Source organism: Pseudomonas sp. LBUM1653 (assembly GCF_059716115.1).
Genome location: NZ_CP166803.1, coordinates 6,717,277 through 6,740,939 on the forward strand (window position 1 = coordinate 6,717,277; position 23,663 = coordinate 6,740,939).

The 23,663-nt window shown below is 61.0% G+C and carries 21 protein-coding genes and 1 pseudogene; 14 read left to right on the forward strand and 8 right to left on the reverse strand.

Annotated features, from left to right (window positions below):
* Positions 1-35 precede the first annotated feature (35 nt).
* Positions 36-1,034, forward strand: a complete 999-nt coding sequence (locus ACA054_RS30435) for a hydrolase (protein WP_497687428.1) — start codon at positions 36-38, stop codon at positions 1,032-1,034.
* A 3-nt stretch (positions 1,035-1,037) separates the two neighbouring features.
* Positions 1,038-1,865 carry an AraC family transcriptional regulator gene (locus ACA054_RS30440; RefSeq protein WP_497687429.1) on the forward strand — a complete coding sequence of 276 codons (828 nt, stop codon included), beginning with the start codon at positions 1,038-1,040 and terminating at the stop codon, positions 1,863-1,865.
* 7 nt (positions 1,866-1,872) lie between these two features.
* Here the strand turns inward: ACA054_RS30440 and ACA054_RS30445 are convergent, their stop codons facing one another.
* Together ACA054_RS30445 and ACA054_RS30450 are read right to left on the reverse strand one after the other, a co-directional pair.
* Positions 1,873-2,727, reverse strand: coding sequence for a sulfurtransferase (locus ACA054_RS30445; RefSeq protein ID WP_497687430.1), 855 nt, complete (start codon positions 2,725-2,727; stop codon positions 1,873-1,875).
* Between the two features lie 48 nt (positions 2,728-2,775).
* Positions 2,776-3,444, reverse strand: coding sequence for a TetR/AcrR family transcriptional regulator (locus ACA054_RS30450; protein WP_497687431.1), 669 nt, complete (start codon positions 3,442-3,444; stop codon positions 2,776-2,778).
* Between the two features lie 147 nt (positions 3,445-3,591).
* Here ACA054_RS30450 and ACA054_RS30455 point away from each other — a divergent pair, with 147 nt between their 5' ends.
* The 5 genes from ACA054_RS30455 to ACA054_RS30475 all read left to right on the forward strand — a co-directional run bounded on the left by ACA054_RS30455 (position 3,592) and on the right by ACA054_RS30475 (position 8,348).
* Positions 3,592-5,022, forward strand: coding sequence for a coniferyl aldehyde dehydrogenase (locus ACA054_RS30455; protein WP_497687432.1), 1,431 nt, complete (start codon positions 3,592-3,594; stop codon positions 5,020-5,022).
* Positions 5,023-5,050: 28 nt separating this feature from the next.
* Entirely contained in the window at positions 5,051-5,596 is a 546-nt protein-coding gene (locus ACA054_RS30460; RefSeq protein ID WP_497687433.1) for a twin-arginine translocation pathway signal protein, read from the forward strand.
* Positions 5,597-5,724: 128 nt separating this feature from the next.
* Positions 5,725-7,326, forward strand: coding sequence for a GMC family oxidoreductase (locus ACA054_RS30465; RefSeq protein ID WP_497687434.1), 1,602 nt, complete (start codon positions 5,725-5,727; stop codon positions 7,324-7,326).
* Between the two features lie 109 nt (positions 7,327-7,435).
* Positions 7,436-7,915 (forward strand): pantetheine-phosphate adenylyltransferase, encoded by a 480-nt coding sequence (coaD, locus tag ACA054_RS30470; RefSeq protein WP_180202280.1) that lies wholly within the window; start codon positions 7,436-7,438, stop codon positions 7,913-7,915.
* 181 nt (positions 7,916-8,096) lie between these two features.
* Positions 8,097-8,348 carry a YfhL family 4Fe-4S dicluster ferredoxin gene (locus ACA054_RS30475; protein ID WP_003195146.1) on the forward strand — a complete coding sequence of 84 codons (252 nt, stop codon included), beginning with the start codon at positions 8,097-8,099 and terminating at the stop codon, positions 8,346-8,348.
* A gap of 129 nt (positions 8,349-8,477) precedes the next feature.
* Here the strand turns inward: ACA054_RS30475 and ACA054_RS30480 are convergent, their stop codons facing one another.
* The 3 genes from ACA054_RS30480 to ACA054_RS30490 are packed head-to-tail and all read right to left on the reverse strand — an operon-like array spanning position 8,478 to position 10,522.
* Positions 8,478-8,798: a multidrug transporter gene (locus tag ACA054_RS30480; RefSeq protein ID WP_497687435.1), complete on the reverse strand. Its 321-nt coding sequence runs from the start codon at positions 8,796-8,798 to the stop codon at positions 8,478-8,480.
* 53 nt (positions 8,799-8,851) lie between these two features.
* Entirely contained in the window at positions 8,852-9,664 is an 813-nt protein-coding gene (mutM, locus tag ACA054_RS30485) for a bifunctional DNA-formamidopyrimidine glycosylase/DNA-(apurinic or apyrimidinic site) lyase (protein ID WP_497687436.1), read from the reverse strand.
* Between the two features lie 42 nt (positions 9,665-9,706).
* On the reverse strand, positions 9,707-10,522 hold the full coding sequence (locus ACA054_RS30490) for an HDOD domain-containing protein (RefSeq protein ID WP_497690396.1): 816 nt from the start codon (positions 10,520-10,522) through the stop codon (positions 9,707-9,709).
* Between the two features lie 231 nt (positions 10,523-10,753).
* On the opposite strand from ACA054_RS30490, the gene ACA054_RS30495 reads away from it, so the two are divergent.
* The 4 genes and pseudogenes from ACA054_RS30495 to ilvD all read left to right on the forward strand — a co-directional run bounded on the left by ACA054_RS30495 (position 10,754) and on the right by ilvD (position 15,550).
* Entirely contained in the window at positions 10,754-11,950 is a 1,197-nt protein-coding gene (locus ACA054_RS30495) for a class I SAM-dependent rRNA methyltransferase (RefSeq protein ID WP_497687437.1), read from the forward strand.
* Positions 11,951-12,156: 206 nt separating this feature from the next.
* Entirely contained in the window at positions 12,157-13,398 is a 1,242-nt protein-coding gene (locus tag ACA054_RS30500) for a multidrug effflux MFS transporter (RefSeq protein WP_497687438.1), read from the forward strand.
* Positions 13,382-13,459 (forward strand): annotated as a pseudogene (locus tag ACA054_RS30505) (outer membrane lipoprotein carrier protein LolA); the annotation flags it as partial. The gene ACA054_RS30500 and the pseudogene ACA054_RS30505, both read left to right, overlap by 17 nt.
* A 249-nt stretch (positions 13,460-13,708) precedes the next feature.
* Complete coding sequence (ilvD, locus tag ACA054_RS30510) at positions 13,709-15,550, forward strand: dihydroxy-acid dehydratase (RefSeq protein ID WP_497687439.1); 1,842 nt, start codon at positions 13,709-13,711, stop codon at positions 15,548-15,550.
* A 98-nt stretch (positions 15,551-15,648) separates the two neighbouring features.
* Here the strand turns inward: ilvD and mgtE are convergent, their stop codons facing one another.
* Together mgtE and ACA054_RS30520 are read right to left on the reverse strand one after the other, a co-directional pair.
* Positions 15,649-16,998 carry a magnesium transporter gene (mgtE, locus tag ACA054_RS30515; protein ID WP_497687440.1) on the reverse strand — a complete coding sequence of 450 codons (1,350 nt, stop codon included), beginning with the start codon at positions 16,996-16,998 and terminating at the stop codon, positions 15,649-15,651.
* A gap of 464 nt (positions 16,999-17,462) precedes the next feature.
* Positions 17,463-18,518 carry an HAD family hydrolase gene (locus ACA054_RS30520; protein WP_497687441.1) on the reverse strand — a complete coding sequence of 352 codons (1,056 nt, stop codon included), beginning with the start codon at positions 18,516-18,518 and terminating at the stop codon, positions 17,463-17,465.
* A gap of 240 nt (positions 18,519-18,758) precedes the next feature.
* On the opposite strand from ACA054_RS30520, the gene ACA054_RS30525 reads away from it, so the two are divergent.
* On the forward strand, positions 18,759-20,150 hold the full coding sequence (locus ACA054_RS30525; protein ID WP_497687442.1) for an L-cystine transporter: 1,392 nt from the start codon (positions 18,759-18,761) through the stop codon (positions 20,148-20,150).
* 122 nt (positions 20,151-20,272) lie between these two features.
* Here ACA054_RS30525 and ACA054_RS30530 read toward each other — a convergent pair whose 3' ends face one another.
* Positions 20,273-20,785, reverse strand: coding sequence for a dihydrofolate reductase (locus ACA054_RS30530; RefSeq protein WP_497687443.1), 513 nt, complete (start codon positions 20,783-20,785; stop codon positions 20,273-20,275).
* A gap of 85 nt (positions 20,786-20,870) precedes the next feature.
* Here ACA054_RS30530 and ACA054_RS30535 point away from each other — a divergent pair, with 85 nt between their 5' ends.
* Together ACA054_RS30535 and ACA054_RS30540 are read left to right on the forward strand one after the other, a co-directional pair.
* Entirely contained in the window at positions 20,871-22,241 is a 1,371-nt protein-coding gene (locus ACA054_RS30535; RefSeq protein ID WP_497687444.1) for a DUF2868 domain-containing protein, read from the forward strand.
* Positions 22,234-23,610 carry a GTPase/DUF3482 domain-containing protein gene (locus ACA054_RS30540; protein ID WP_497687445.1) on the forward strand — a complete coding sequence of 459 codons (1,377 nt, stop codon included), beginning with the start codon at positions 22,234-22,236 and terminating at the stop codon, positions 23,608-23,610. Before ACA054_RS30535 ends, ACA054_RS30540 begins: the two co-directional genes overlap by 8 nt.
* Positions 23,611-23,663: the final 53 nt, after the last annotated feature.

Below are 23,663 nucleotides of genomic sequence, written 5' to 3' on the forward strand. Positions count from 1 at the left end.
CCGTGGAGGCATGCGCCGCTGCTTCGAGAAAAATCGTGTCCCATCCGCCAGAATGCTTCACTCCGGCCTTCGGCCTCGGCAATCCGCACTTGCAGACCTTGTGGGGACCGCTGTGGCGCAAAACCACCCACCTGCAACGTGAGCGTGAACGCCTGTGGCTCGAGGATGGCGACTTCCTCGACCTCGACTGGCATGGCCCGCACAGCGTCGATGCGCCTTTGGTCCTGGTGTTGCACGGCCTGACCGGCTCGTCGAATTCACCTTACGTTGCCGGGATACAAAAAGCGCTGGGTAACCAGGGCTGGGCCAGTGTCGCGCTGAACTGGCGCGGCTGCTCCGGCGAACCCAATCTGTTGCCGCGCAGCTACCATTCCGGTGCCAGTGAAGACCTGGCCGAAACCATCAGGCACCTGCGGGCAAAGCGTCCTCTTGCGCCGTTGTATGCCGTCGGTTATTCCCTGGGCGGCAATGTGCTGCTCAAGTATCTGGGCGAAACCGGCAGTGCCAGCGGCGTGCTCGGTGCGGTGGCGGTGTCGGTGCCGTTTCGCCTGGACCATTGCGCCGACCGCATCGGTCAGGGTTTCTCCAAGGTCTATCAGGCGCATTTCATGCGCGAGATGCTGGCCTACATCAAGAATAAGCAACGGCAGTTTCACCACGACGGGCGCGAGGACGGCCTCGCGGCCCTCGCTGCGCTGGGCTCGCTGGAAAACATGCGCACGTTCTGGGATTTCGATGGCCGGGTGACCGCGCCACTCCATGGTTTCGCTGATGCCCAGGACTACTATCGCCGCGCGTCGAGCCGCTACTTCCTCGGCGAGATCTGTACGCCAACCCTGATCATTCAGGCAGCTGATGACCCCTTCGTTTTTCCCCATAGCCTGCCGCAGGCAGACGAGTTGTCAGCCTGCACGCAATTGGAATTGCAGGCCCGGGGCGGGCATGTAGGGTTTGTCGATGGTTCGTTCCGCCAACCGGGGTACTACCTGGAACGGCGCATCCCGCAGTGGCTGACAAGCATGGGCCGCGGGTAGGTCATGGGCAACGCTCACGGCGAGTCCATCCACTTCTGGCAAACGGCACCGCTGGCCGGGATCGAGCTGCTGTCGGCACGCTACATCGAGCACCGTTTCGCCCCGCATGTGCATGACGGCTATGTGATCGGCATGATCATGGCCGGCGCCCAGCGCTACCGTTATCGCGGCGCCGAACACCTGGCAGGCAGCGGCACACTGGTGCTGATCAACCCTGATGAACTGCACACCGGCCACAAGGGGACGGAGGACGGCTGGCTGTACCGGGCATTTTATCCCGACAGTAGGCAAATTCTTTCACTGTTGGCCGAGCTTGAACTGCCGACCCATAACCTGCCGGCGTTCGGCGCCACGCTGTATCGTGACCAGGATCTGGTGAACGGCTTCTGTCAGTTGCATCGCCTGCTGGAAAGCCCCGCAACAGCCCTGCAACAACAGACCGCCTGGCGAGAACTGATGCTGTCACTGCTGCAGCGCCACGCGGCGGTTCCTGATGCCGGCAAACCGGGCAAGGAACACCGGGCGGTGACATTGGCCAAGGACCTGCTGCACGCGCAATTGGCCGCGCCTCCTTCGCTGGAAGAACTGGCAGCGGCGGTGAACCTGTCACCTTTCCACTTCGCCCGGGTATTCCGCCGCGTCACCGACATGCCGCCGCACACCTGGCTGATGCAACAGCGCATCGCTCGGGCGCGGGCGTTGTTGCAGGGCGGTTGTTTGCCGCTCGAAGTCGCAACGCAACTGGGATTTGCCGACCAGAGTCATCTGAGTCGGCAGTTCAAGCAGGTGTATGGGGTGGGACCTGGAGCGTATCGCAGCGCCCGCCTCTAAAAGATCTTTATTCGCCAGTGGCAACGCCGCGAGCAGGATCATTGATCCACTCACTCCACGACCCGGCATACAGCGCCCCCAACGGATAACCCGCCAGACACAACGCGAACAGATTATGGCAAGCCGTCACGCCGGACCCGCAGTACGCCACCAGATCGGTCGGCGAGCGATCACCCAGCTTCGCGGCGAAACGCTGCTTGAGCTGATCGGCTGGCAGGAAACGCCCGTCGCTACCCAGGTTGTCGGTGAAGGCCGCACATTGCGCGCCGGGGATGTGCCCGGCAATCGGGTCGATCGGTTCAACTTCACCCTTGAAGCGCGGCAAGGCACGGGCATCGAGCAAAGTCAGTTCGGGTTGCGCCAGACGCTCGTGCAACTGCTCGGCGCTGAGAATCAGCGCGTTGTCCGGTATCCCGGTAAATGTGCCGCGACTGTTCGACGGTGGATCAAGACTCAGGGGCAGGCCCGCCGCGTGCCAGGCCTTGAGCCCGCCATCGAGGATGAACACGCCGTCACGCTTGCCCAGCCAGGCCAGCAGCCACCAGGCCCGCGCAGCAAAGGCACCCGGACCGTCGTCGTACAAGACCACTTCGCTGTCGGCGTTGATACCCCAGGCTTGCAGGCGCTCGATCAGGTCCGCCGGCTCGGGCAATGGATGACGCCCGGTCACGCCCTTAAGCACTTTTCCACTCAGATCACGCTCAAGATCGGCAAAAGCCGACCCGCCGATGTGCCCTTGTGCGTAGCTGCGCTGGCCATAATCCAGGTCTTCGAGGGCAAAACGACAATCAAGAATCACCAACCCCGGCTTGTCCTTTTTCAGGTCCAGTGCTTGCGGGCTGATCAGTTGCGCAATGGGCATAACGGGCTCCTGTGATGGGCGATTTTCGATCCTGCTGCACTCTTTATTTCATACTTCTTCCAGCGCCTGGGCCAGCGGCACGTAAAACTCTTCAAACAGCGCATCGACCGCCTCACGAGCCTGATCCGTGACGAAACCCGCCTCCAGCACCAGTACCTGGTATACGCCGCGCTTGATGGCTTGCTCGCTGAGGTGGCTGGAGTTTTCCCGCGTGGTGCACAAAAAGCGCACCCAGGAAGTGAGGATGATCCAGGCATTGATCGTCAGGGACTCGATCTGCACCCGATCCATCTTCAGGATGCCGGCGGCGACAAAACCTTCGTAGATGGCGGCACCCTGAATGACGCAGCGCTGGGAAAAGCGCCGGTAGCGGGCGGCCAGTTCCGGGTCACTGTCGAGCAAGTGCTCCAGGTCCCGGTGCAAAAACCGGTAGCCCCACATGGCTGACAACAGCTCCTTGAGGTAGAAACGCTTGTCTTCCACCGTGGCTGCGCGCCCCTGAGGCGGGCGCAAAAAACTGTCCACCAGGCTCTCATACTCACTGAACAGCACAGCGATGATCGCCTGCTTGTTGGGGAAGTGGTAGTACAGGTTGCCCGGAGAAATCTCCATATGGGCGGCGATGTGGTTGGTGCTGATGCTGCGCTCGCCCTGCTGGTTGAACAGCTCCAGGCTGTTCTGCACGATGCGCTCGCTGGTTTTGATCCTTGGGGCCATGGCTTGAGCTTTAATTCAGAGTGCGTTGAGGGGCATCTTACGGCCTATCCGCGAGCGGATAAAACAATGCAGTGCCGAGGATGGTATTTGACTTTTTAGAGTATAGACTCTAGAAATGCTCTCATTACAATAAATCCGGAGCCCACCATGACTGCCGACATTTCCTACCTGCAAAACCTCCAGCAGCCTCTGGAAGAGCTCCGGGTCCTGTTCGACGCACAGCGCGCGGCCTATGCCGCCAACCCGATGCCACCCGCGGCCCAGCGCCAGCAATGGCTCAAGGCACTACGGGATTTGCTGGACAACGAACGTCAGGCCCTGATCGATGCAATCAGCCAGGATTTCAGCCACCGCAGCGCCGATGAAACCCTGCTCGCCGAATTGATGCCCAGCCTGCACGGCATTCATTACGCCAGCCGCCACCTCAAGGGCTGGATGCGCGCGTCGCGGCGCAAGGTCGGTGTCGCCTTTCAGCCGGCTTCAGCAAAGGTGGTCTACCAGCCACTGGGCGTGGTCGGGGTCATTGTTCCGTGGAACTATCCGCTGTACCTGGCCATCGGGCCTCTGGTCGGCGCGTTGTCGGCAGGTAATCGGGTGATGCTCAAGCTCAGCGAATCGACCCCGGCCACAGGTTTGCTGCTCAAGGCATTGTTCGCGCGAATCTTTCCCGAAGACCTGGTCTGCGTGGTGCTGGGCGAAGCCGATATCGGCGTGGCGTTTTCGCGCCTGCCTTTCGATCACCTGCTGTTCACCGGCGCCACCAGCGTCGGCAAACACGTGATGCGCGCGGCGGCGGAAAACCTGACGCCGGTCACGCTGGAACTGGGCGGCAAGTCCCCGGCCATTGTTTCCCATGACGTACCGCTAAAGGATGCCGCCGAACGCATCGCTTTCGGCAAGACCCTCAATGCCGGCCAGACCTGCGTGGCTCCGGATTACGTGCTGGTGCCGGAAGATCGCATCGGCTCGTTCGTGGAGGCCTATCGGCAGGCGGTTCGCGGTTTTTATCCAACCCTCGCCGACAACCCGGACTACACCGCAATCATCAATGACCGACAACTGGCGCGACTCAACGGTTATGTCAGCGACGCCACCAGCAAAGGTGCGCTGCTGATTCCATTGTTCGATAAAGGGCAGGGTCGCCGCATGGTGCATAGCCTGCTGCTCAACGTCAGCGACGAGATGACGGTGATGCAGGACGAAATCTTCGGCCCGCTGCTGCCGATCGTGCCCTACAAGGATCTGGACCAGGCGTTTGCCTACATCAACCAGCGGCCTCGCCCACTGGCCCTGTACTACTTCGGCTACGACAAGCGCGAGCAGAGCCGCGTGCTCAACGAGACCCATTCCGGAGGTGTATGCCTCAACGACACCCTGCTGCACGTGGCTCAGGATGACATGCCGTTCGGCGGCATCGGTGCGTCGGGCATGGGCCATTACCACGGCCACGAAGGCTTCCTGACCTTCAGCAAGGCCAAGGGTGTGCTGATCAAGCAGCGGTTCAACGCGGCGAAACTGATCTATCCGCCCTATGGCAAATCCATTCAGAAACTGATCCAGAAGCTGTTTATCCGCTAACGATAGTCACCCTCGGGTAATAACAATAATGCACCCAAGCCTGTCCGATACCCCCGCGCTGTCACGGCGCGGCCTGCTCAAATTCAGCCTCGGCGCCAGCGCCTTTCTTGCTACCGCCGGGTTGGGGGCTAGCCTGAGCGGCTGCTCATCGAGCGCGCCTGCCAGTGGGTTCACGGCGCTGCGCAGTGGCGACCTGCTGTTTCTGCGGGCCCTTGTCCCGGTGATGCTCAATGGTGCAGTAACGGCCGCAAGCATGCCCGACGCCGTCGAGGGCACCCTGAAAAGCCTCGATTACAACCTCGATCACCTATCACCGGAAATGCTCAAGCTCACCCGGCAATTGTTCGACGTGCTGGGCATGGCCGTGACCCGCGGGCCGCTGACCGGGATCTGGGGCAGCTGGGAAAACGCCAGTGCCGACGATATCCGGCACTTCCTCGATCGCTGGGAAAACAGCTCGCTGAGCCTGCTGCGCATGGGTCACAGTTCGTTGGTGCAACTGGTGATGATGGCCTGGTACGGGTGCAAGGAATCGTGGGTGCATTGCGGGTATCCCGGGCCGCCAACGGTTTGAGACCGGGTCGACGCCTTCGCGAGCAGGCTCGCTCCCACAGAGATCGCGTACCCCTTGTGGGAGCGAGCCTGCTCGCGAAGGCGTCTGCCGCCTCACCACATCATCCAACAATAAAAGAGAACCCGAAGATGCCCGTACCCGACCCGTTCCGCGAAGGCATGGCCCGTGGCTGGAAAACCCATGACGGCTCGCAACTGACCCAGGACCTGACCCTCGAAGCGGATGTGGCGATCATCGGCAGCGGTGCCGGCGGCGGGACCACGGCCGAAATCCTCAGTGCGGCCGGCTACAAAGTGCTGTTGATCGAGGAAGGTCCGCTCAAGACCAGCAGCGACTTCAAGTTGCTCGAAGACCAAGCCTACGCCAGCCTCTACCAGGAAGGCATCGGCCGCATGAGCAAGGACGGCGCGATCACCATCCTCCAGGGTCGGGCGGTGGGCGGTACCACGCTGATCAACTGGACCTCCAGCTTCCGCACTCCGGAACCGACCCTGGAACACTGGGCCAAAGAACACAACGTGAAGGGCCACTCCCCTGCTGAAATGGCGCCCTGGTTCGAGAAAATGGAACAGCGCCTGGGCGTCGCTCCCTGGATGGTGCCACCCAATGCCAACAACGATGTGATCCGCAAGGGTTGCGAAAAGCTCGGTTACAGCTGGCATGTCATCCCGCGCAATGTGCGCGGCTGCTGGAACATCGGCTATTGCGGCATGGGCTGCCCGACCAACGCGAAACAATCGATGATGGTCACGACCATTCCGGCCACCCTGGAAAACGGCGGCGAGCTGCTTTATCTGGCCCGCGCCGAAAAACTCATCATCAGCGGCGACACAGTCACCGGGCTGCAATGCGTGGCGATGGACGAGCGCTGCGTCGAGCCCACCGGACGCACTATTACCGTCAAGGCGCGGCATTACGTGTTGGCCGGCGGCGGTATAAATAGTCCGGCGCTGCTGTTGCGCTCCGACGCGCCCGATCCGCACCAGCGACTGGGCAAACGAACCTTTCTGCATCTGGTGAACATGTCCGCCGGTTTGTTCGACGAGGTCATCAACCCGTTCTACGGCGCGCCGCAGTCGATCTACTCCGACTATTTCCAATGGCAGGATGGCACCGCCGGCAAGATGGGCTACAAACTGGAGGTCCCGCCGCTGCACCCGGCGCTGGCCGCCACCCTGCTGGGCGGCTTCGGCCAGGAAAATGCCCAGCACATGGCCAACCTGCCGCACACCCACGCCATGCTGGCGTTGCTGCGCGACGGATTCCACCCGGACAGCCCCGGTGGCAGCGTCGAACTGCGCGGTGACGGCACACCGGTGCTCGACTACCAGGTTTCACCCTATGTCTGGGACGGTTTACGCCGGGCTTTCCACAGCATGGCCGAGATCCAGTTCGCCGGAGGTGCCAAGGCCGTGATGCCAATGCATGCCGATGCCCGTTACGTCAAAACCCTGGGCGAAGCGCGCACGCTGATCGACGGGCTCAGCCTGGAGCTGTACCGCACGCGTCTGGGCAGCGCCCATGTGATGGGCGGTTGCAGCATGGGCGAAGACCCGAAGAATGCGGTCACCGACAGCCTTGGCCGGCATCATCAACTGGGTAATCTGTCGATCCATGACGGCTCGCTGTTCCCCACCAGCATTGGCGCAAACCCGCAGTTGTCGGTCTATGGACTGACGGCGCAACTGGCGTCTTCCCTGGCCGAACGTTTGAAAAAGTCATCAAAATGACGAATATCCCCATCGTCTATAGTGCTTTCTTACCCAAAAGGCGACTTGGCCGACCGGTTAGGCTGCGATACCATCCGAGTCCCCAACGCACTCCCGCCAGGACGACGCGATGAACCGAGTGTTGTACCCAGGTACCTTCGACCCTATTACCAAGGGCCATGGCGATCTGGTCGAACGCGCCTCGCGCCTGTTCGATCACGTGATCATTGCCGTCGCCGCCAGCCCGAAGAAAAACCCGTTGTTTCCCTTGGAACAGCGTGTGGAGCTGGCCCGCGAAGTCACTAAACATTTGCCGAACGTTGAAGTCGTCGGCTTCTCGACGCTGCTGGCGCATTTTGCCAAAGAGACGAACGCCAACGTGTTCCTGCGTGGCTTGCGCGCAGTCTCGGACTTCGAATACGAATTCCAGCTGGCCAACATGAACCGCCAGCTGGCCCCGGATGTGGAAAGCCTGTTCCTTACCCCGTCCGAGCGTTATTCGTTCATTTCCTCGACGCTGGTTCGTGAAATCGCAGCCTTGGGCGGCGATATCACCAAGTTCGTGCACCCGATAGTGGCGGATGCCCTCACACTTCGATTCAAGAAGTAATCCCGATCTGTAGGAGCCGGCTTGCTGGCGATCAATACAACGCGGTGCACCTGATGCACCGCCTTCGCCAGCAAGCCGGCTCCTACAGTACGTCGTAGTCGCGTGCACCGCGGGCGTCAATGCGGCACAATTAGCGCATTGATTTATTGCGCCCGGGCCTGCCGCCCCGGCTGGAGTTAGCATGTCCCTTATCATCACCGACGATTGCATCAACTGCGACGTCTGCGAACCCGAGTGCCCCAACGCCGCCATTTCCCAAGGCGAAGAGATCTACGTGATCGATCCGAACCTGTGCACCCAGTGCGTCGGCCACTACGACGAACCGCAGTGCCAACAGGTCTGCCCGGTGGATTGCATCCCTCTGGACGAAGCCCATCCAGAGACCGAAGAGCAGTTGATGGAGAAGTACCGGAAGATTACCGGGAAGGCTTGATAGTGCGGGGCCTGGCCCGACGCCTTCGCGAGCAGGCTCGCTCCCACAGATCGTGCGAACACCCGAGATCCCCTGTGGGAGCGAGCCTGCTCGCGAAAGGGCCATCAGCTACGAAGAAGCTTTCTTTGATCACTCCCGCCGCTCAAACCCCTCCCCAATACACCCCAGACACCGCGCGAACGCCGCTTTCGCCGGATCGACCACCAATGCCTGCCCCGCATCGCCAACGCCGCCACTGAACGCGGTGAACGGCAACGACACGACAAACGCCCCTGCCCCGATCACCGTCGCCACGACCAACAAGGGCCGGGCGATCAGCAGGTCGCCGATCATCGCGTAGGCAGGGGGATTCTGGATGGTATACAACGGATCGCCGCTGCCGCTATTGGCGGCGGCAGACGTGCCGATGCCCAGCAACAGCGTGACGACAAGGGTTCGAATCAGGTTCATGGCGCGGTCCTTCGGCTAGTCAATCGGAACACTGACTATAGACCGTCGGCTTTTCAGCTCTGGCAGCGCGGGCAAAAGACGCTGGCGCGCTGCCCGAGTTTCACTTCGCGCAGTTGCGTACCACAGACCTTGCAGTGCTCGGCACCACGGCCGTACACGAACAGTTCCTGCTGGAAATAGCCCGGCTGCCCGTCCCCGCCGATAAAGTCGCGCAGTGTGGTGCCACCGCGCTCGATGGCCGCCGCCAGAATGCGCTTGATCTCGATCGCCAGCTTCAGATAGCGCGCCCGGGAAATGCTCTTGGCTTCGCGGCGCGGGTCGATCCCGGCGGCGAACAGGGCTTCGGTCGCATAGATATTGCCGACGCCGACCACTACCGCGTTGTCCATGATGAACGGCTTGACCGCCATCGAGCGCCCCCGAGACTGCTGGAACAGCCGCTCGCCGTCAAACAGGTCGGTCAACGGTTCAGGCCCCAGGCGAATCAACAGCTCATGATTCAGCGGATCGAGGCTCCACAGCATCGCACCGAACCGCCGCGGATCGGTGTAGCGCAACGCCAGGCCCGATTCCAGCTCAATATCCACATGCTCATGCTTGGCCGCCGGTAGACCGATTTCCACCAAGCGTAAATTCCCCGACATCCCCAAATGGCTGATCAAGGTGCCGACCTCGGCATTGATCAACAGGTACTTGGCGCGCCGCTCCACCAGCACGATGCGCTGCCCGGACAAGCGCACATCAAGGTCTTCGGGGATCGGCCAGCGCAGGCGGCGATCACGCACGATCACCCGGTTGACGCGCTGGCCTTCCAGGTACGGCGCAATCCCGCGACGGGTGGTTTCGACTTCTGGCAGTTCAGGCATGGTGCTCTCGATTCAGGCGCTCGGTGAGAAGAGGTTCGCCACTCAGCGATGAGCGCCGAGGTCGCGAATCGTCTGCTTGAGGGTTTCGAAATCGTAATCCGAGAGGCCCACGTAATCGAGCACCAAATGCCCGATGCTGTTCCACTCGTGGTCTTCGGCCTGGTTGCCCAGCACCCGGTAGGACGCACAAATGTGCTCGGCCATTTTCAGGATCGCCAACAGGTTTTTCAGGGCGCTGTTGCGTGACGACTCGTCGCTGAATATCGCCAGGGCATTGTGATGATTGGCGATCGCGGCAGACACGTGATCCGGCAGGCGCCAGGACTTGGCCGTGTAGTACCCGACCACTGCGTGGTTGGTGTTGAACGCCTGGTTCTCGGTGTCCACCACCCGGTAATCGGGACCAGCGTTGGCATAGGCCTGTTCCAGCACGCTCATGTAGTTGGGGAACCGCTGCAGCATCAGTGGCACGCCGCAGTCATGGAACAGGCCCAGGGCATAGGCTTCATCGCCGGCCTGGGCGCCAATGCGCTTGGCCAGGGTCAGGCAAGTCATCGCCACGTCCTGGGCGGTGTCCCAGAAACGGTTCAAGGTGACGATGGTGTCGTCGTTCATCTCGCCCTTGATCGACTGCGCATTGATCAGGTTGATGATCGAACGGCTGCCCAGCAGATTCACCGCGCGCTGGATCGAGGCGATCTTGTTGCTCAGGCCGTAATACGGCGAGTTAACGATTTTCAGCAAGGAGCCAGAGAGGCCCGGGTCCTGGGAAATCAGCTTCGCGATCACGTCCAGGTCCGGGTCGGGCATGTACTGCTCCATCTGCAGATCCACCATGATCTGCGGTTGGGCCGGCACACTGATGCCTTGCAGGGATTGCTGGATTTGTTCGGCGGTAAGCTCTTGGGACATAAGTACACACTCTGGGTCAGGCGCAGATTCTAACTTTTCTGAATTGGATCCGACACCTTGGCCGGTGCACCGATTGAAGTTTCACCTGGTCCCGGCCTGACTCACCGCGTGTCCACCCACCGCGCCGTGGCCTTGCGCAACACGGTATACTCCCGCTCTTTTTTCCGGAGCGACGTCATGTCCCTGCCTAGCCTGCGCCTCAAAGCCAACGCCGACCGTCGCCTGCGCAACGGTCACCTGTGGGTCTACAGCAACGAAATCGATGTGGCTGCCACCCCGTTGCACGGCTTCAAGGCCGGCGACCAGGCGATCCTCGAAGCCGCTGGCGGCAAGCCGCTGGGCATCGTCGCCATGAGCCCGAACAACCTGATCTGCGCTCGCCTGCTGTCGCGCGATATCAAGTTGCCACTCGACAAGTCGCTGCTGGTGCATCGCCTGAACGTCGCCCTGTCGCTGCGCGATCGCCTGTTCGACAAGCCGTTCTATCGCCTGGTCTACGGCGACTCCGACCTGCTGCCAGGCCTGGTGGTCGACCGTTTCGGCGACATCCTGGTGGTGCAGATCGCCTCGGCGACCATGGAAGCCCATAAAGACGACGTCATCGCGGCACTGACCCAGGTGCTCAAGCCAAGCGGCATCCTGTTCAAGAACGACTCCGCCGCCCGTGATGCCGAAGGCCTCAACCGCTACGTCGAAACCGTGTTCGGCCTGGTGCCGGAGTGGGTTGCGCTGGAAGAGAACGGCGTGAAATTCGAAGCGCCGGTCATCCAGGGCCAGAAAACCGGCTGGTTCTACGACCACCGCATGAACCGCGCACGCCTGGCGCCATACGCCAAAGGCAAGCGCGTGCTCGATCTTTACAGCTACATCGGCGGCTGGGGTGTGCAAGCGGCCGCGTTCGGCGCCAGTGAAGTGTTCTGCGTCGACGCATCGGCCTTCGCCCTCGACGGCGTCGAGCGTAACGCCGCGCTGAACGGTTTCGCCGAGAAAATGACCTGCCTCGAAGGCGATGTGTTTGATGCCCTGAAAGAACTGAAAGCCAGCGAAGAACGTTTCGACGTGATCGTGGCCGACCCGCCGGCGTTCATCAAACGCAAGAAAGACATGAAAAACGGCGAAGGCGCCTACCGCCGCCTGAACGAGCAAGCCATGCGCCTGCTCACCAAGGACGGCATCCTGGTCAGCGCATCCTGCTCGATGCACCTGCCGGAAGACGACCTGCAGAACATCCTGCTGACCAGCGCCCGCCACCTGGACCGCAATATCCAGATACTGGAACGTGGCGGCCAGGGGCCAGATCATCCGGTGCATCCGGCGATTGCCGAGACGCGTTACATAAAGAGCATTACCTGCCGGTTGCTGCCAAACAGCTAACAACACCAAACCACTGTAGGAGCGAGCATGCTCGCGATGGACGTCAACGATTACGCGAGAAGCCTGACACCCCGCGTCGTTCTCGGGTTCATCGCGAGCATGCTCGCTCCTACAAGAGATTCAGAACGGTCCCACACGTTCTGCATTGACTTACCTGTTCATCAAGTCGACCCTCGGCCATCCCTCACGGATTGAGCGCGTTGTTGATGACCCCTTCCCCGCACACCGCGAAAAAATCGTCGCTCATCCTGCTATTGATGACCATGACGCTACTGGGTGTTTTCCCTCTGGACGTGGTGCTCCCGTCCTTTCCCGCACTCTCTGACTACTTCCGGACCTCAGCGTCCGACATTGCCCTTTCGGTCAGCCTGTTCGCCATTGGCCTTGCGCTATCCGTGGTGCTGGTCGGACCGTTGTCGGATTTGTGGGGGCGCAAGAACCTGTTGCTGACCGGGATCGCCATCTCGACGGTCGGCGCAACCGGCTGCCTGCTTTCCAGCGAATACAGCTGGTTTCTGGTGTTTCGCGTCATCCAGGCAGTGGGTTGCGGATCCTTTGTGCTGTCGCAAGCGCTGATTCAGGATTTGTTTGTCGGCCGGGAACAGGAGCGAATCAGGATCTGGATGACGACCGGCGGCGGGGTGTTCATTTCCATATCGCCGCTGCTCGGAACCTGGCTGCAATTGCATCTGGGCTGGGAGGGCAGCTTCTATGTCTTTATCGGGTTGGCGGTCATTGTCTGGATAAAGGTTGGCGTATTGCTTAAGGAAACCCCGCGCAATCGTAAAACCTCGCCCGGTCGCTTTTTCAGTGCCTATTGGCGGCTGTGCTCCGATCTACGCTTCATGGGTTACTGGCTTATTTCCGGCCTGGCCTTTGCCTGCCATTTTTCCTTCATCGTCATTTCGCCGATCATTTTCATGGAGCGCCTGGCACTCTCGCCCTACGAATTTGCCTGGGCATTGTTGCTGTACGGCGTGGCTTATGTGTTCGGCGGAATAATTGCCAGCGTGCTCCACCGGCGCCTGCCGGCCAATTCGCAGATAGTTATCGGCCTGGGACTGATCGCACTGTCGGGATTAATCATGCTGTGGCTGGCGAATCAGTTCGGGCTCAGTGCCGCTGCGGTGCTGATCCCCATGCTCATTTGTACGGCCGGCACCACCATTGCCAGGCCTATCGCCAATTCCAAGGCCATGACCCTCTATCCACAGGATGCCGGTACGTCCTCGTCGGTCGGCGGCGTGATGATCTTCATGTGCGGCGGCGTGATCAGCGTGGTGATCAATCTTGCGTCTGAAGACCTGACGACTGCCCTCGCCTTGTGTTTCCTGATCCTAAGCGCGGTAGGCCTGGCGGTGAACGCACTGATCACGCAGCGCGATCCTGCTTTATGTAGGAGCGAGCCTGTCGAATCGTCGCACCGTCGCGATGGTCGTCAACGATAACGCTGGAAACCTGACACCCCGCGGCGCTCTCAGGTTTTTCGCGAGCAGGCTCGCTCCTACAGGGGGCCGTCCGCACGTCTTGTGAATGCTGCCTCCACGCTTGCAGGCATTCCCTCCAGCCGCCAGCCGTGTAGAATCGCGAACATTCATCGCCAGTCATCCCCGGCGGGTTTATGAGCTCAAGCTGAAGCGCGCGGCGATCCCGCAAAGTTATCGGCAACTTCCGGACACACGGCCATTTCTGAGTGTTCCAGACGTCAATAGAAGCTCACTTCCCTTTTGATACCTGATTAGCCGCCCGGAGTGCTTCATGCCTGATTACCGCTCGAAAACATCCACCCATGGCCGCAACATGGCCGGCGCCCGCGCACTGTGGCGCGCCACAGGGATGAAAGATGACGACTTCAAAAAGCCGATCATCGCCATTGCCAACTCCTTCACCCAGTTCGTACCGGGCCACGTCCACCTCAAGGACCTGGGCCAACTGGTCGCCCGCGAAATCGAACGCGCTGGCGGCGTGGCAAAAGAATTCAACACAATCGCCGTCGATGACGGCATCGCCATGGGCCACGACGGCATGCTGTATTCGCTGCCGAGCCGCGAGATCATCGCCGACTCCGTCGAGTACATGGTCAATGCCCACTGCGCCGACGCCATCGTCTGCATCTCCAACTGCGACAAGATCACCCCGGGCATGCTGATGGCGTCCCTGCGCCTGAACATCCCGGTGATCTTCGTCTCCGGCGGCCCGATGGAAGCCGGCAAGACCAAACTGGCCAGCCACGGGCTCGACCTGGTCGACGCCATGGTGATCGCCGCCGACTCCAGCGCTTCTGACGAGAAAGTCGCCGAGTACGAGCGTAGCGCCTGCCCGACCTGCGGTTCGTGCTCTGGCATGTTCACCGCCAACTCGATGAACTGCCTGGTCGAGGCCCTGGGCCTGGCATTGCCGGGCAACGGTTCGACCCTGGCCACCCACAGCGACCGCGAGCAGCTGTTCCTGCAGGCCGGCCGCACCATCGTCGAGCTGTGCAAGCGTTACTACGGCGAGAACGATGAGTCGGTGTTGCCGCGCAACATCGCCAACTTCCAGGCGTTCGAGAACGCCATGACCCTGGACATCGCCATGGGCGGTTCCACCAACACCATCCTGCACTTGCTGGCTGCTGCCCAGGAAGCCGAGATCGATTTCGACCTGCGCGACATCGACCGTCTGTCCCGTCACGTGCCGCAACTGTGCAAGGTCGCGCCGAACATCCAGAAGTACCACATGGAAGACGTGCACCGTGCCGGCGGCATCTTCAGCATCCTCGGTTCGCTGGCCCGTGGTGGCTTGCTGCACACCCAGCTGCCGACCGTGCACAGCCGCAGCATGGAAGAAGCCATCGCCAAGTGGGACATCACCCAGACCACCGACGAAGCCGTGCACCATTTCTTCAAGGCCGGTCCTGCGGGCATCCCGACGCAAACCGCGTTCAGTCAGTCGACCCGCTACGACACCCTGGACGACGACCGTGAAAACGGCTGCATCCGCAGTGTCGAGCACGCCTACTCGCAAGAAGGCGGCCTGGCCGTCCTCTACGGCAACATCGCACTGGATGGCTGCGTGGTGAAAACCGCTGGCGTCGACGAATCGATCCACGTGTTCGAAGGCAACGCCAAGATCTTCGAAAGCCAGGACAGCGCCGTGCGCGGCATCCTCGCTGACGAAGTGAAAGAAGGCGACATCGTCATCATTCGCTACGAAGGCCCGAAAGGCGGCCCAGGCATGCAGGAAATGCTGTACCCGACGTCGTACTTGAAATCCAAAGGCCTGGGCAAAGCCTGCGCCCTGCTCACCGACGGCCGTTTCTCCGGCGGCACCTCGGGCCTGTCCATCGGCCACGCTTCGCCTGAAGCGGCTGCCGGCGGCGCCATCGGCCTGGTGCAGGATGGCGACAAAGTGTTGATCGACATTCCAAACCGCTCGATCAACCTGTTGGTCAGCGACGAAGAACTGGCTGCACGCCGGGTCGAGCAGGACAAGAAAGGCTGGAAACCGGTGGAAGTGCGTCCACGTAAAGTGACCACTGCCCTGAAGGCCTACGCCCTGCTGGCGACCAGTGCCGACAAGGGTGCTGTGCGCGACAAGGCGATGCTTGACGGTTTGTAAGCGTCTATCGTAGAAACACAAATGCCCCGCACTTGCGGGGCATTTTGCTGAAGACTCAAGCAGTCTGATGTGCGATTTTTTTACCTGATCATGCGCGGCTATACCGAAAGGTCCAGCACCTGTGAAGCAATGCCCAGGTAAATCAACACTCCCGTTGCGTCGGCAATCGAGGTGATCAGCGGCGCACTGGCCGTAGCCGGGTCCAGGCGCATGCGGCTGAGCAGAAAGGGCAAACTCATGCCGATCAAGCTGCCTATTATTACGATCAAAACCATGCTGCTGGCCACGATCAGGGCAATATCGGGGCCACCGCGCATCAGGCCCAGCCCGGCCACTGCGAACGCCATGGTCAACCCTAACCCCAGCGCGACAATGCACTCGCGCCCCAGTAGCCGTAACCAATCGCGCAAAACCACTTCGCCAGTCGCCAACGCCCTGACCATCAGCGTTGCTGCCTGAGAGCCCGAGTTGCCGCCGCTATCGACCAGCAACGGCAGGAAGAACACCAGGGCAATATTAGCCGCGATAATTTCCTCGAAGGCGGCGATGCCAGCCCCGGAAAACAGGTTGCCGAACACCAGCAGCACCAACCAGAACACTCGCTTGCGATACAGCAAACCGATGGTTGCATTCTTGATATTGCCGATCTTCAGACTGATCGATGCACCTTTGTGAAAATCCTCGGTCGCTTCCTGCTCCACCACGTCCAATGCATCGTCAGTAGTGACAATGCCCACCAATCGATGGTCACGATCAAGAATTGGCAGCGCGAGCAGGTCGTAACGGCCAATCTTTTTCGCGACTTGCTCCTGGGTGTCGTTGACCCGCGCGGATATCACCGGCTGCACCATCAGCTGTGACACTGGGGTATCCCCCGGGGCGAGGATCAATTCTCGCAGCGACAGAGTACCCAGCAAGCGCCGCTCGTCGTCCAGCACGTAGGTCTGATAAATGGTTTCGGCATCCGCCGCGCCCAAGCGCAACGCGGCAATGGCTTCACTGGCGTTCATTCCCGCCTTGAGCGTTGAATATTCCGACGTCATCAAGGCCCCGGCGGTACCTTCCAGGTAGCTGCTTAGCCGGCGCAAATCATCACGTTCCAGCTGGGCGAGCGCCGGCAGCAGTGCCTCGCGCTGTTCATCGTCGAAGCGGTTGAACAAATCCGCACGCTCATCCGCCGACATCGCGGCAATCAGCGTGGCCAGCGTCGCGCGCGGCAGTGCACGGGAGAGTTCGACTTGTCGCTCCAGACTGAAATAGCCGAAGACCTGGGCACGCCGGGTTAGGGGCTCCATTGCGAGCAGTTGGATAATTTCCGGGGTCTTCAGGTGGTTGAGCTGCTCAGCAGCGTCGGCTGGCTGGAGTCGCGTCAGGGATGCATGAGCATCGTGCGGGCGTTGCTCGCTGAGCAGGGTGCTCAGGTTCGTTGCAATTGCAGATATAGTCATTTTGTTTCTCCGGGCACCGCGGCGCGCCCGGAGTAGGCGCAGACAGGGCTGACGTCAGCTCACAGGCAAGTCCACCGCGGAAGCGGTTGATATGGAGTTATTAGTTCGAAGTGAACTTAAACTGGGAAGGTCCATGTAAGGGCGTCGTCTCTTGAGCCGCACATGCGGCGGGTCGGAGTTTATGAAAAGCGAATAGGCGAAACAACCGCCGGATAGGTTGTCCGCCTATTTTCAGATATTTCCTACAGGTGTTTGCCGGATTTCAAACGCGCCAGCCCGGTGCGGGGTTCTATGGTTGAGGCAAAGTCATAAACTGATTTCTTGGTTGGTATTCGTTCTGCCCTTCAGCAGGCGGTTACGACCCAAGCAGACTCGCCCACAGGGGATTGGGGCCTACACAAATCCCGTGTCCTGCAAAGACCCAAAACGGGAGCGAGCCTGCTCGCGAAAGCGGCGCCGCAGTCTTACTTGATTTCTTCAGGTGTGACGATCACCCAATTCTTGTCAGCCGTCACCGGCAAACCTTCCTTGGCCTGGGCCGCGGCGTTCTTGGCCATCATGCCCTGGATCTGGGTCATGTACTTGTCCTTGCGGTTGACCCACAGGTGGATGCCGCCCTTGGCCACGTCGACGCCGTGGAACAGCATGTAACCGTCGCTGGTCGGGGTATCGCCGCCGACGAGCACCGGTTTTTTCCACTCGTCGATGTAGGTCAGGATCGCCGCGTGCTTGCCGGCCATCCAGGTCGCCGGGGTCCACAGGTACGGGGTCAGTTCGAGGCCCAGGTTGGCCTTCTCGTCATATTTGCCAGCGGTGATCTGCTTGCGCGCGGTGGTCAGTTCGCCGGTCTTGGGGTCCTTGAGCAGCATCGACACACCAATTACGTTCTGCGGTTTGACGTTGTAGCCGTACTTCGGATCGGCCGCGACCATGCGTACCAATTCTTCGGAGGCGGCGGTCATTACATAGACCTCGATGCCATTCTCCATCAACTTGTTGTAGAGCTCTTGCTGGCCGGTGAAGATTTTCGGCGGGTTGACGTCGAGTTTCTTGACTACGTCGCCTTCGTAATAAGTCGCTGGCACCGGTTTGCCGGAGGCCATCAACTCGTCGACGTAGCCCTTGAGCTCCTGAAGCGTGAAGCCGGAGAACACCTGGGCGACCCACGGGTAGCAAACCATGTCGTCGAGTTCGCAGAGGCGGTAGTAGTAGCTGAACAGGCTTTCCTTGTGGTCGGCGGTGTCCTTGAACGGGATCAGTTTCAGGGAGGGGTCGAGTTTGTCGCGGGTGATCAGGCCTTTGTTTTCCATGAACGGCAGCAACGACTCTTCGAGGTCGTAGCGGTAACTGGTGTTGTCCATGTCGAACACCGCGTAGTTACCTTTGTTGGCGTTGGCGGCAATCATCGCGTCCAGCGCCTTGGCCTGATCGGCTGGCCAGTGTTTCAGATCCGTGGCGAATACCTGGCTGGCGAGGCCAAGGCAAAGAGCTGCAGCCAGTAATTTCGGTGCGAACTTCATCGATGTTTCTCCCTGAGTGAAAGACATCGACGCTAACAAATATGTATGACAGTCCTCGTCTGTCAGCGACTGCCAACGTGCCTATTACGCCAACTGCATCCCTGAGTGCGACATGTGCTTATTCCAAAAACGACAGTTTCAAGACGTTTTTGATATTAATTCATTGTAAATCAAGCTGTTAGGCTTGCCGGTTCGCAGCTGCCCCGGAAGGTGGCTGGCACAAGTCACTTCGGAGTTCTCATGAATCTGCCGCTGATCCTCAATCTGCTGGTGTTCCTCGCGCTACTTTTTGGTCTCGCACAAACCCGCCACTCTACATGGAGCCTGGCGAAAAAAGTCCTGCTCGCACTGGTGCTGGGCGTGGCGTTCGGTGTGGCGCTGCACACTGTCTACGGTGCCGGCAACCCGGTGCTGAAAGCCTCGATCGGCTGGTTCGATCTGGTGGGCAACGGTTATGTGCAATTGCTGCAAATGATCGTGATCCCGTTGGTGTTCGCCTCGATCCTCAGTGCCGTGGCCCGTCTGCACAACGCCTCGTCGCTGGGCAAGATCAGCTTCCTGACCATTGGCACGCTCCTGTTCACCACCGCCATCGCGGCATTGATCGGCATCGGCCTGACCAACCTGTTCGGCCTGACCGCCGAGGGCCTGGTGGCCGGCACCCAGGAAATGGCCCGCCTGCAAACCATCCAGACCGACTACGCCGGCAAGGTCGCCGACCTGAATGTGCCGCAGTTGCTGCTGTCGTTCATTCCGCAAAACCCGTTCGCCGACCTGGCGCGGGCCAAGCCGACGTCGATCATCAGCGTGGTGATCTTCGCTGCGTTCCTCGGGGTTGCGGCGCTGCAGCTGCTGAAGGATGACGTGGAAAAAGGTCAGAAAGTGATCAACGCCATCGACACCCTGCAAGCCTGGGTGATGCGTCTGGTGCGCCTGGTGATGAAGCTGACCCCGTACGGCGTGCTGGCGCTGATGACCAAAGTGGTCGCTGGCTCCAACCTGCAAGACATCATCAAGCTCGGCAGTTTCGTGGTGGTGTCCTACATCGGCCTGGGCCTGATGTTCGTGGTGCATGGGGTGCTGGTGTCGGCGGCAGGGATCAACCCGCTGCGGTTCTTCCGCAAGATCTGGCCGGTACTGACGTTTGCCTTCACCAGTCGTTCGAGCGCTGCAACGATCCCGCTGAGCATCGAAGCGCAGACCAGCCGCCTGGGCATCCCGCAATCCATCGCCAGTTTCGCCGCTTCGTTCGGCGCGACCATTGGCCAGAACGGCTGCGCCGGCCTGTATCCGGCGATGTTGGCGGTGATGGTGGCGCCGACTGTTGGCATCAACCCATTGGACCCGCTGTGGATCGCGACGCTGGTGGCGATTGTCACGCTGAGTTCGGCGGGTGTGGCTGGCGTTGGCGGGGGCGCGACGTTTGCCGCACTGATCGTGTTGCCGGCGATGGGCTTGCCGGTGTCACTGGTGGCGTTGCTGATTTCGGTCGAGCCGCTGATTGATATGGGGCGTACGGCGTTGAACGTGAGTGGTTCGATGACGGCGGGTGCTATTACTAGTCAGGTGATGCAGCAGACGGATAAAGAACTGCTGGATGCGGATGAGCATTCGGCGTTGACTCACGCTTAAGTCTTTTAGCGGCGGAGCGGGCATCTTCGCGAGCAGGCTCGCTCCCACAGAGTTCGGCGGTGTTCACACCACTTATGATTCACCGCAAAACCATTGTGGGAGCGAGCCTGCTCGCGAAGCTTTTAGGCTTTTTCCCAGACTTCGAAGTTGTACGCTGGCTTGTCATCCACAGCCGGATTTTCGATGTTGGAAACCAGCTTCCACTGCCCCAAATCAAACTCCGGAAACCAAGCATCCCCTTCCGGGCTCAGCGCCACACGGGTCAAATACAATCGATCAGCCTGCGCCAACCCCTGCGCATACAACTGCGCCCCGCCGATCAGCATCAGCTCATCGACGCCCTGCTCCTTCGCCCATTCTTCCGCGCGAACCACGGCCGCCTCCAGCGAGGGATAAACCTCCGCGCCTTCGAGCAGCAGATCCACCTGACGGCTGACCACGATGTTCAAGCGGCCCGGCAACGGGCGACCGAGGGAATCCCAGGTCTTGCGCCCCATGATGATCGGCTTGCCCAGGGTGGTGGCCTTGAAGTATTTGAAGTCCCCCGGCAGGTGCCAGGGCATGCTGTTGTCGACGCCGATCACGCGGTTTTCACCGAGGGCTGCGATCAGGCTGAGGGGGAGTGATTTAGTCATGGCGGCGAGGATACCAGAGGCGCGCTTTCCCCGATAAGCGCCACAGCGGTTATGCTCTCAGTTCAATTGAGCGACGGGATGCCGCGTGACTGAACTGAATAATCTCTGGCTGACAGAAACCATCCGCCTGCGCGAAGAACACGCAGGCCCCCTGGAAGATCTGGAGGCCATCCGACTGGCCCGCAGCGCCGGCGGCGATTTGCCGACGCGCATTCAGCGCCGCGCCCTGTGGCTGGCCGAACGCGATGGTTTGAGCGATGCACTCCAGCACTGGCTGCAAGGGGCGCGACTGGCGCTGATCGTATTGGCGGTGCTGGCCGTGGTCAGCGGCGCTGGCCTGGCCTTTGCCGCAATGGGCGACGGTCTGCACCCGGTGAATGTGTTCTGGGCGCTGGGCAGTCTGCTCGGGCTCAATCTGATCCTGCTGCTGAGCTGGGCCCTGGGCCTGGTGTTTGCCGGTGAACACGGCGCCAGCCTCGGGCGCTTGTGGCTGTGGCTAAGTGAAAAACTCGCCCGGGACGCCAAGGCCGCGCAACTGGCGCCGGCCCTGCTGCTGTTGCTGCAACGCCAGAAACTCAATCGCTGGGCCATCGGCGTGTTGGTCAATGGCTTGTGGTTGTTGGCGATGCTCAGTGCGCTGGTGATTCTGCTGACGTTGATGGCGACCTGGCGCTACGGCTTCGTCTGGGAAACCACGATCCTCAGCGCCGACACCTTTATTGCCGTGACCCAAGCCCTGGGTACGCTACCGGCCTTGCTCGGCTTCAGTGTGCCAACCGAGGAGATGATCCGCGCCAGTGGCGACGCCGCACTGAACATCGAAAGCGCCCGCCAAGCCTGGGCGGCGTGGCTGGTGGGCGTATTGCTGATTTACGGCGTGGTGCCGCGCCTGTTGCTGGCAGTGTTTTGTTTGTGGCGCTGGAAGGCCGGGCGGAAAACCTTGCATCTCGACCTGAACCTGCCCGGCTACGCGCAACTGCGCGAACGACTGATGCCCACCAGCGAACGCCTGGGTGTCAGCGATGCCGCGCCAGCACAACTTCATCGTGTGGAAAGCGGCGTCAGTGAACAGCAAAGCGATGGCGCACTACTGGTCGCCATCGAACTGGACGACGACCGCCCGTGGCCGCCACAACTGCCGAAGAACGTCAGCAACGCCGGCATCCTCGACAGCCGCGAATCGCGACACAAACTCCTCGAACAACTGAGCCGCTTTCCTCCTGCGCGCCTGGCGATCGCTTGCGATCCACGGCGCTCGCCGGATCGCGGCAGCCTGGCGCTGATGGCCGAACTGGCCCGCAGCGCCAGCGCCACCCGCATCTGGTTGCTGCAAGCGCCGCCCGGTGGAGCGCTGGATGCCGAACGCCTCGGCGATTGGCACGTGGCGCTGCAACAGCTGGAACTGCCGTTCGCCGATTGCGCACCGATGAACTGGCTGGAGACGGGTCATGACTGACACCAGGAAGCAGCCTCTGAAACTCGCGGTCGTCGGCCACACCAACGTCGGCAAAACCTCGTTGTTGCGCACCCTGACTCGCGATGTCGGTTTCGGCGAAGTCTCCCACCGCCCCAGCACCACGCGGCATGTCGAAGGCGCGCGGTTGTCGGTGGACGGCGAGCCGTTGCTTGATCTCTACGACACGCCTGGACTGGAAGACGCCATCGCCCTGCTCGACTACCTCGAACGCCTGGAGCGCCCCGGCGAGCGACTGGACGGCCCGGCACGACTGGCACGCTTTCTAGAGGGCAGCGAAGCACGGCAGCGCTTCGAACAGGAAGCCAAGGTCCTGCGCCAGTTGCTGGCGTCGGACGCCGGGCTCTATGTGATCGACGCCCGGGAGCCGGTCCTTGCCAAGTATCGCGATGAGCTGGAAGTGCTGGCCAGTTGTGGCAAACCGCTGCTGCCGGTGCTGAATTTTGTCAGCAGCACCAACCACCGTGAGCCGGCGTGGCGTGAAGCACTGGCGCGCCTGGGTTTGCATGCGCTGGTGCGATTCGACAGCGTCGCGCCACCGGAGGACGGCGAACGTAGGCTCTATGAAAGCCTCGCCCTGCTGCTGGAAACAGCCCGGCCGCAACTGCAACGCCTGATCGCCGACCAGCAGGCCCAACGCCTGGCCCGCGAGCAAAGCGCGGCGCGGTTGATCGCCGAGCTATTGATCGATTGCGCAGCCTGCCGACGCAGTGTGGTCAGCGATGCTGAACAGGAGCAGCAAGCGATCAGCGAACTGCGCAAAGCCGTGCGACAGCGAGAGCAGCGCTGCGTCGAGTCCCTGCTCAGGCTTTACGCCTTCCGCCCACAGGACGCCGCCGCCAGTGATTTGCCGCTGCTCGACGGTCGTTGGGGCGATGATTTGTTCAATCCGGAGACCCTCAAGCAACTGGGCGTGCGGGTCGGAGGAGGTATCGCCGCGGGTGCCGCCGCCGGGGCCGGAGTCGATCTGCTGGTCGGCGGCATTACCCTGGGTGCGGCCGCACTGGCCGGGGCCATCGCCGGCGGCGCCCTGCAAACCGCCCGCAGTTATGGCAGCCGCTTGCTGGGCAAGCTTAAGGGCCAGCGTGAGCTGACGGTCGATGACAACGTTCTGCGACTGTTGGCACTGCGTCAACGCCAACTGCTCCAAGCGCTGAATGCCCGCGGGCACGCGGCAATGGATAGCATTCAGGTGGCCACACCCCAGGACAAGAGCTGGCGCGAGAGCAAACTGCCCGAAGCCTTGAACAAGGCGCGGGCGCATCCGCAGTGGTCGTCGCTCAATGCGCATCCGAAGTTGAATCAGGCGGAGCGGCAGGAGCAGGTTGAGGTGTTGGCGCAGCAGCTTTAAAGGCTGGAGTGTTTGTGTAGTCTGGACTGACCCCATCGCGAGCAAGCTCGCTC

What these genes read in the sequence shown, in the direction of transcription:
- coaD (WP_180202280.1), top strand. Translation starts at nt 7,436, where the DNA reads ATGAACCGAGTGTTGTACCCAGGTACCTTCGACCCTATTACCAAGGGC.
- mutM (WP_497687436.1), bottom strand. Translation starts at nt 9,664, where the DNA reads ATGCCTGAACTGCCAGAAGTCGAAACCACCCGTCGCGGGATTGCGCCG.
- ACA054_RS30450 (WP_497687431.1), bottom strand. Translation starts at nt 3,444, where the DNA reads ATGGCCCCAAGGATCAAAACCAGCGAGCGCATCGTGCAGAACAGCCTG.
- ACA054_RS30495 (WP_497687437.1), top strand. Translation starts at nt 10,754, where the DNA reads ATGTCCCTGCCTAGCCTGCGCCTCAAAGCCAACGCCGACCGTCGCCTG.
- ilvD (WP_497687439.1), top strand. Translation starts at nt 13,709, where the DNA reads ATGCCTGATTACCGCTCGAAAACATCCACCCATGGCCGCAACATGGCC.
- mgtE (WP_497687440.1), bottom strand. Translation starts at nt 16,998, where the DNA reads ATGACTATATCTGCAATTGCAACGAACCTGAGCACCCTGCTCAGCGAG.
- ACA054_RS30520 (WP_497687441.1), bottom strand. Translation starts at nt 18,518, where the DNA reads ATGAAGTTCGCACCGAAATTACTGGCTGCAGCTCTTTGCCTTGGCCTC.
- ACA054_RS30440 (WP_497687429.1), top strand. Translation starts at nt 1,038, where the DNA reads ATGGGCAACGCTCACGGCGAGTCCATCCACTTCTGGCAAACGGCACCG.
- ACA054_RS30460 (WP_497687433.1), top strand. Translation starts at nt 5,051, where the DNA reads ATGCACCCAAGCCTGTCCGATACCCCCGCGCTGTCACGGCGCGGCCTG.
- ACA054_RS30445 (WP_497687430.1), bottom strand. Translation starts at nt 2,727, where the DNA reads ATGCCCATTGCGCAACTGATCAGCCCGCAAGCACTGGACCTGAAAAAG.
- ACA054_RS30455 (WP_497687432.1), top strand. Translation starts at nt 3,592, where the DNA reads ATGACTGCCGACATTTCCTACCTGCAAAACCTCCAGCAGCCTCTGGAA.
- ACA054_RS30500 (WP_497687438.1), top strand. Translation starts at nt 12,157, where the DNA reads ATGACCCCTTCCCCGCACACCGCGAAAAAATCGTCGCTCATCCTGCTA.
- ACA054_RS30540 (WP_497687445.1), top strand. Translation starts at nt 22,234, where the DNA reads ATGACTGACACCAGGAAGCAGCCTCTGAAACTCGCGGTCGTCGGCCAC.
- ACA054_RS30465 (WP_497687434.1), top strand. Translation starts at nt 5,725, where the DNA reads ATGCCCGTACCCGACCCGTTCCGCGAAGGCATGGCCCGTGGCTGGAAA.
- ACA054_RS30475 (WP_003195146.1), top strand. Translation starts at nt 8,097, where the DNA reads ATGTCCCTTATCATCACCGACGATTGCATCAACTGCGACGTCTGCGAA.
- ACA054_RS30530 (WP_497687443.1), bottom strand. Translation starts at nt 20,785, where the DNA reads ATGACTAAATCACTCCCCCTCAGCCTGATCGCAGCCCTCGGTGAAAAC.
- ACA054_RS30480 (WP_497687435.1), bottom strand. Translation starts at nt 8,798, where the DNA reads ATGAACCTGATTCGAACCCTTGTCGTCACGCTGTTGCTGGGCATCGGC.
- ACA054_RS30525 (WP_497687442.1), top strand. Translation starts at nt 18,759, where the DNA reads ATGAATCTGCCGCTGATCCTCAATCTGCTGGTGTTCCTCGCGCTACTT.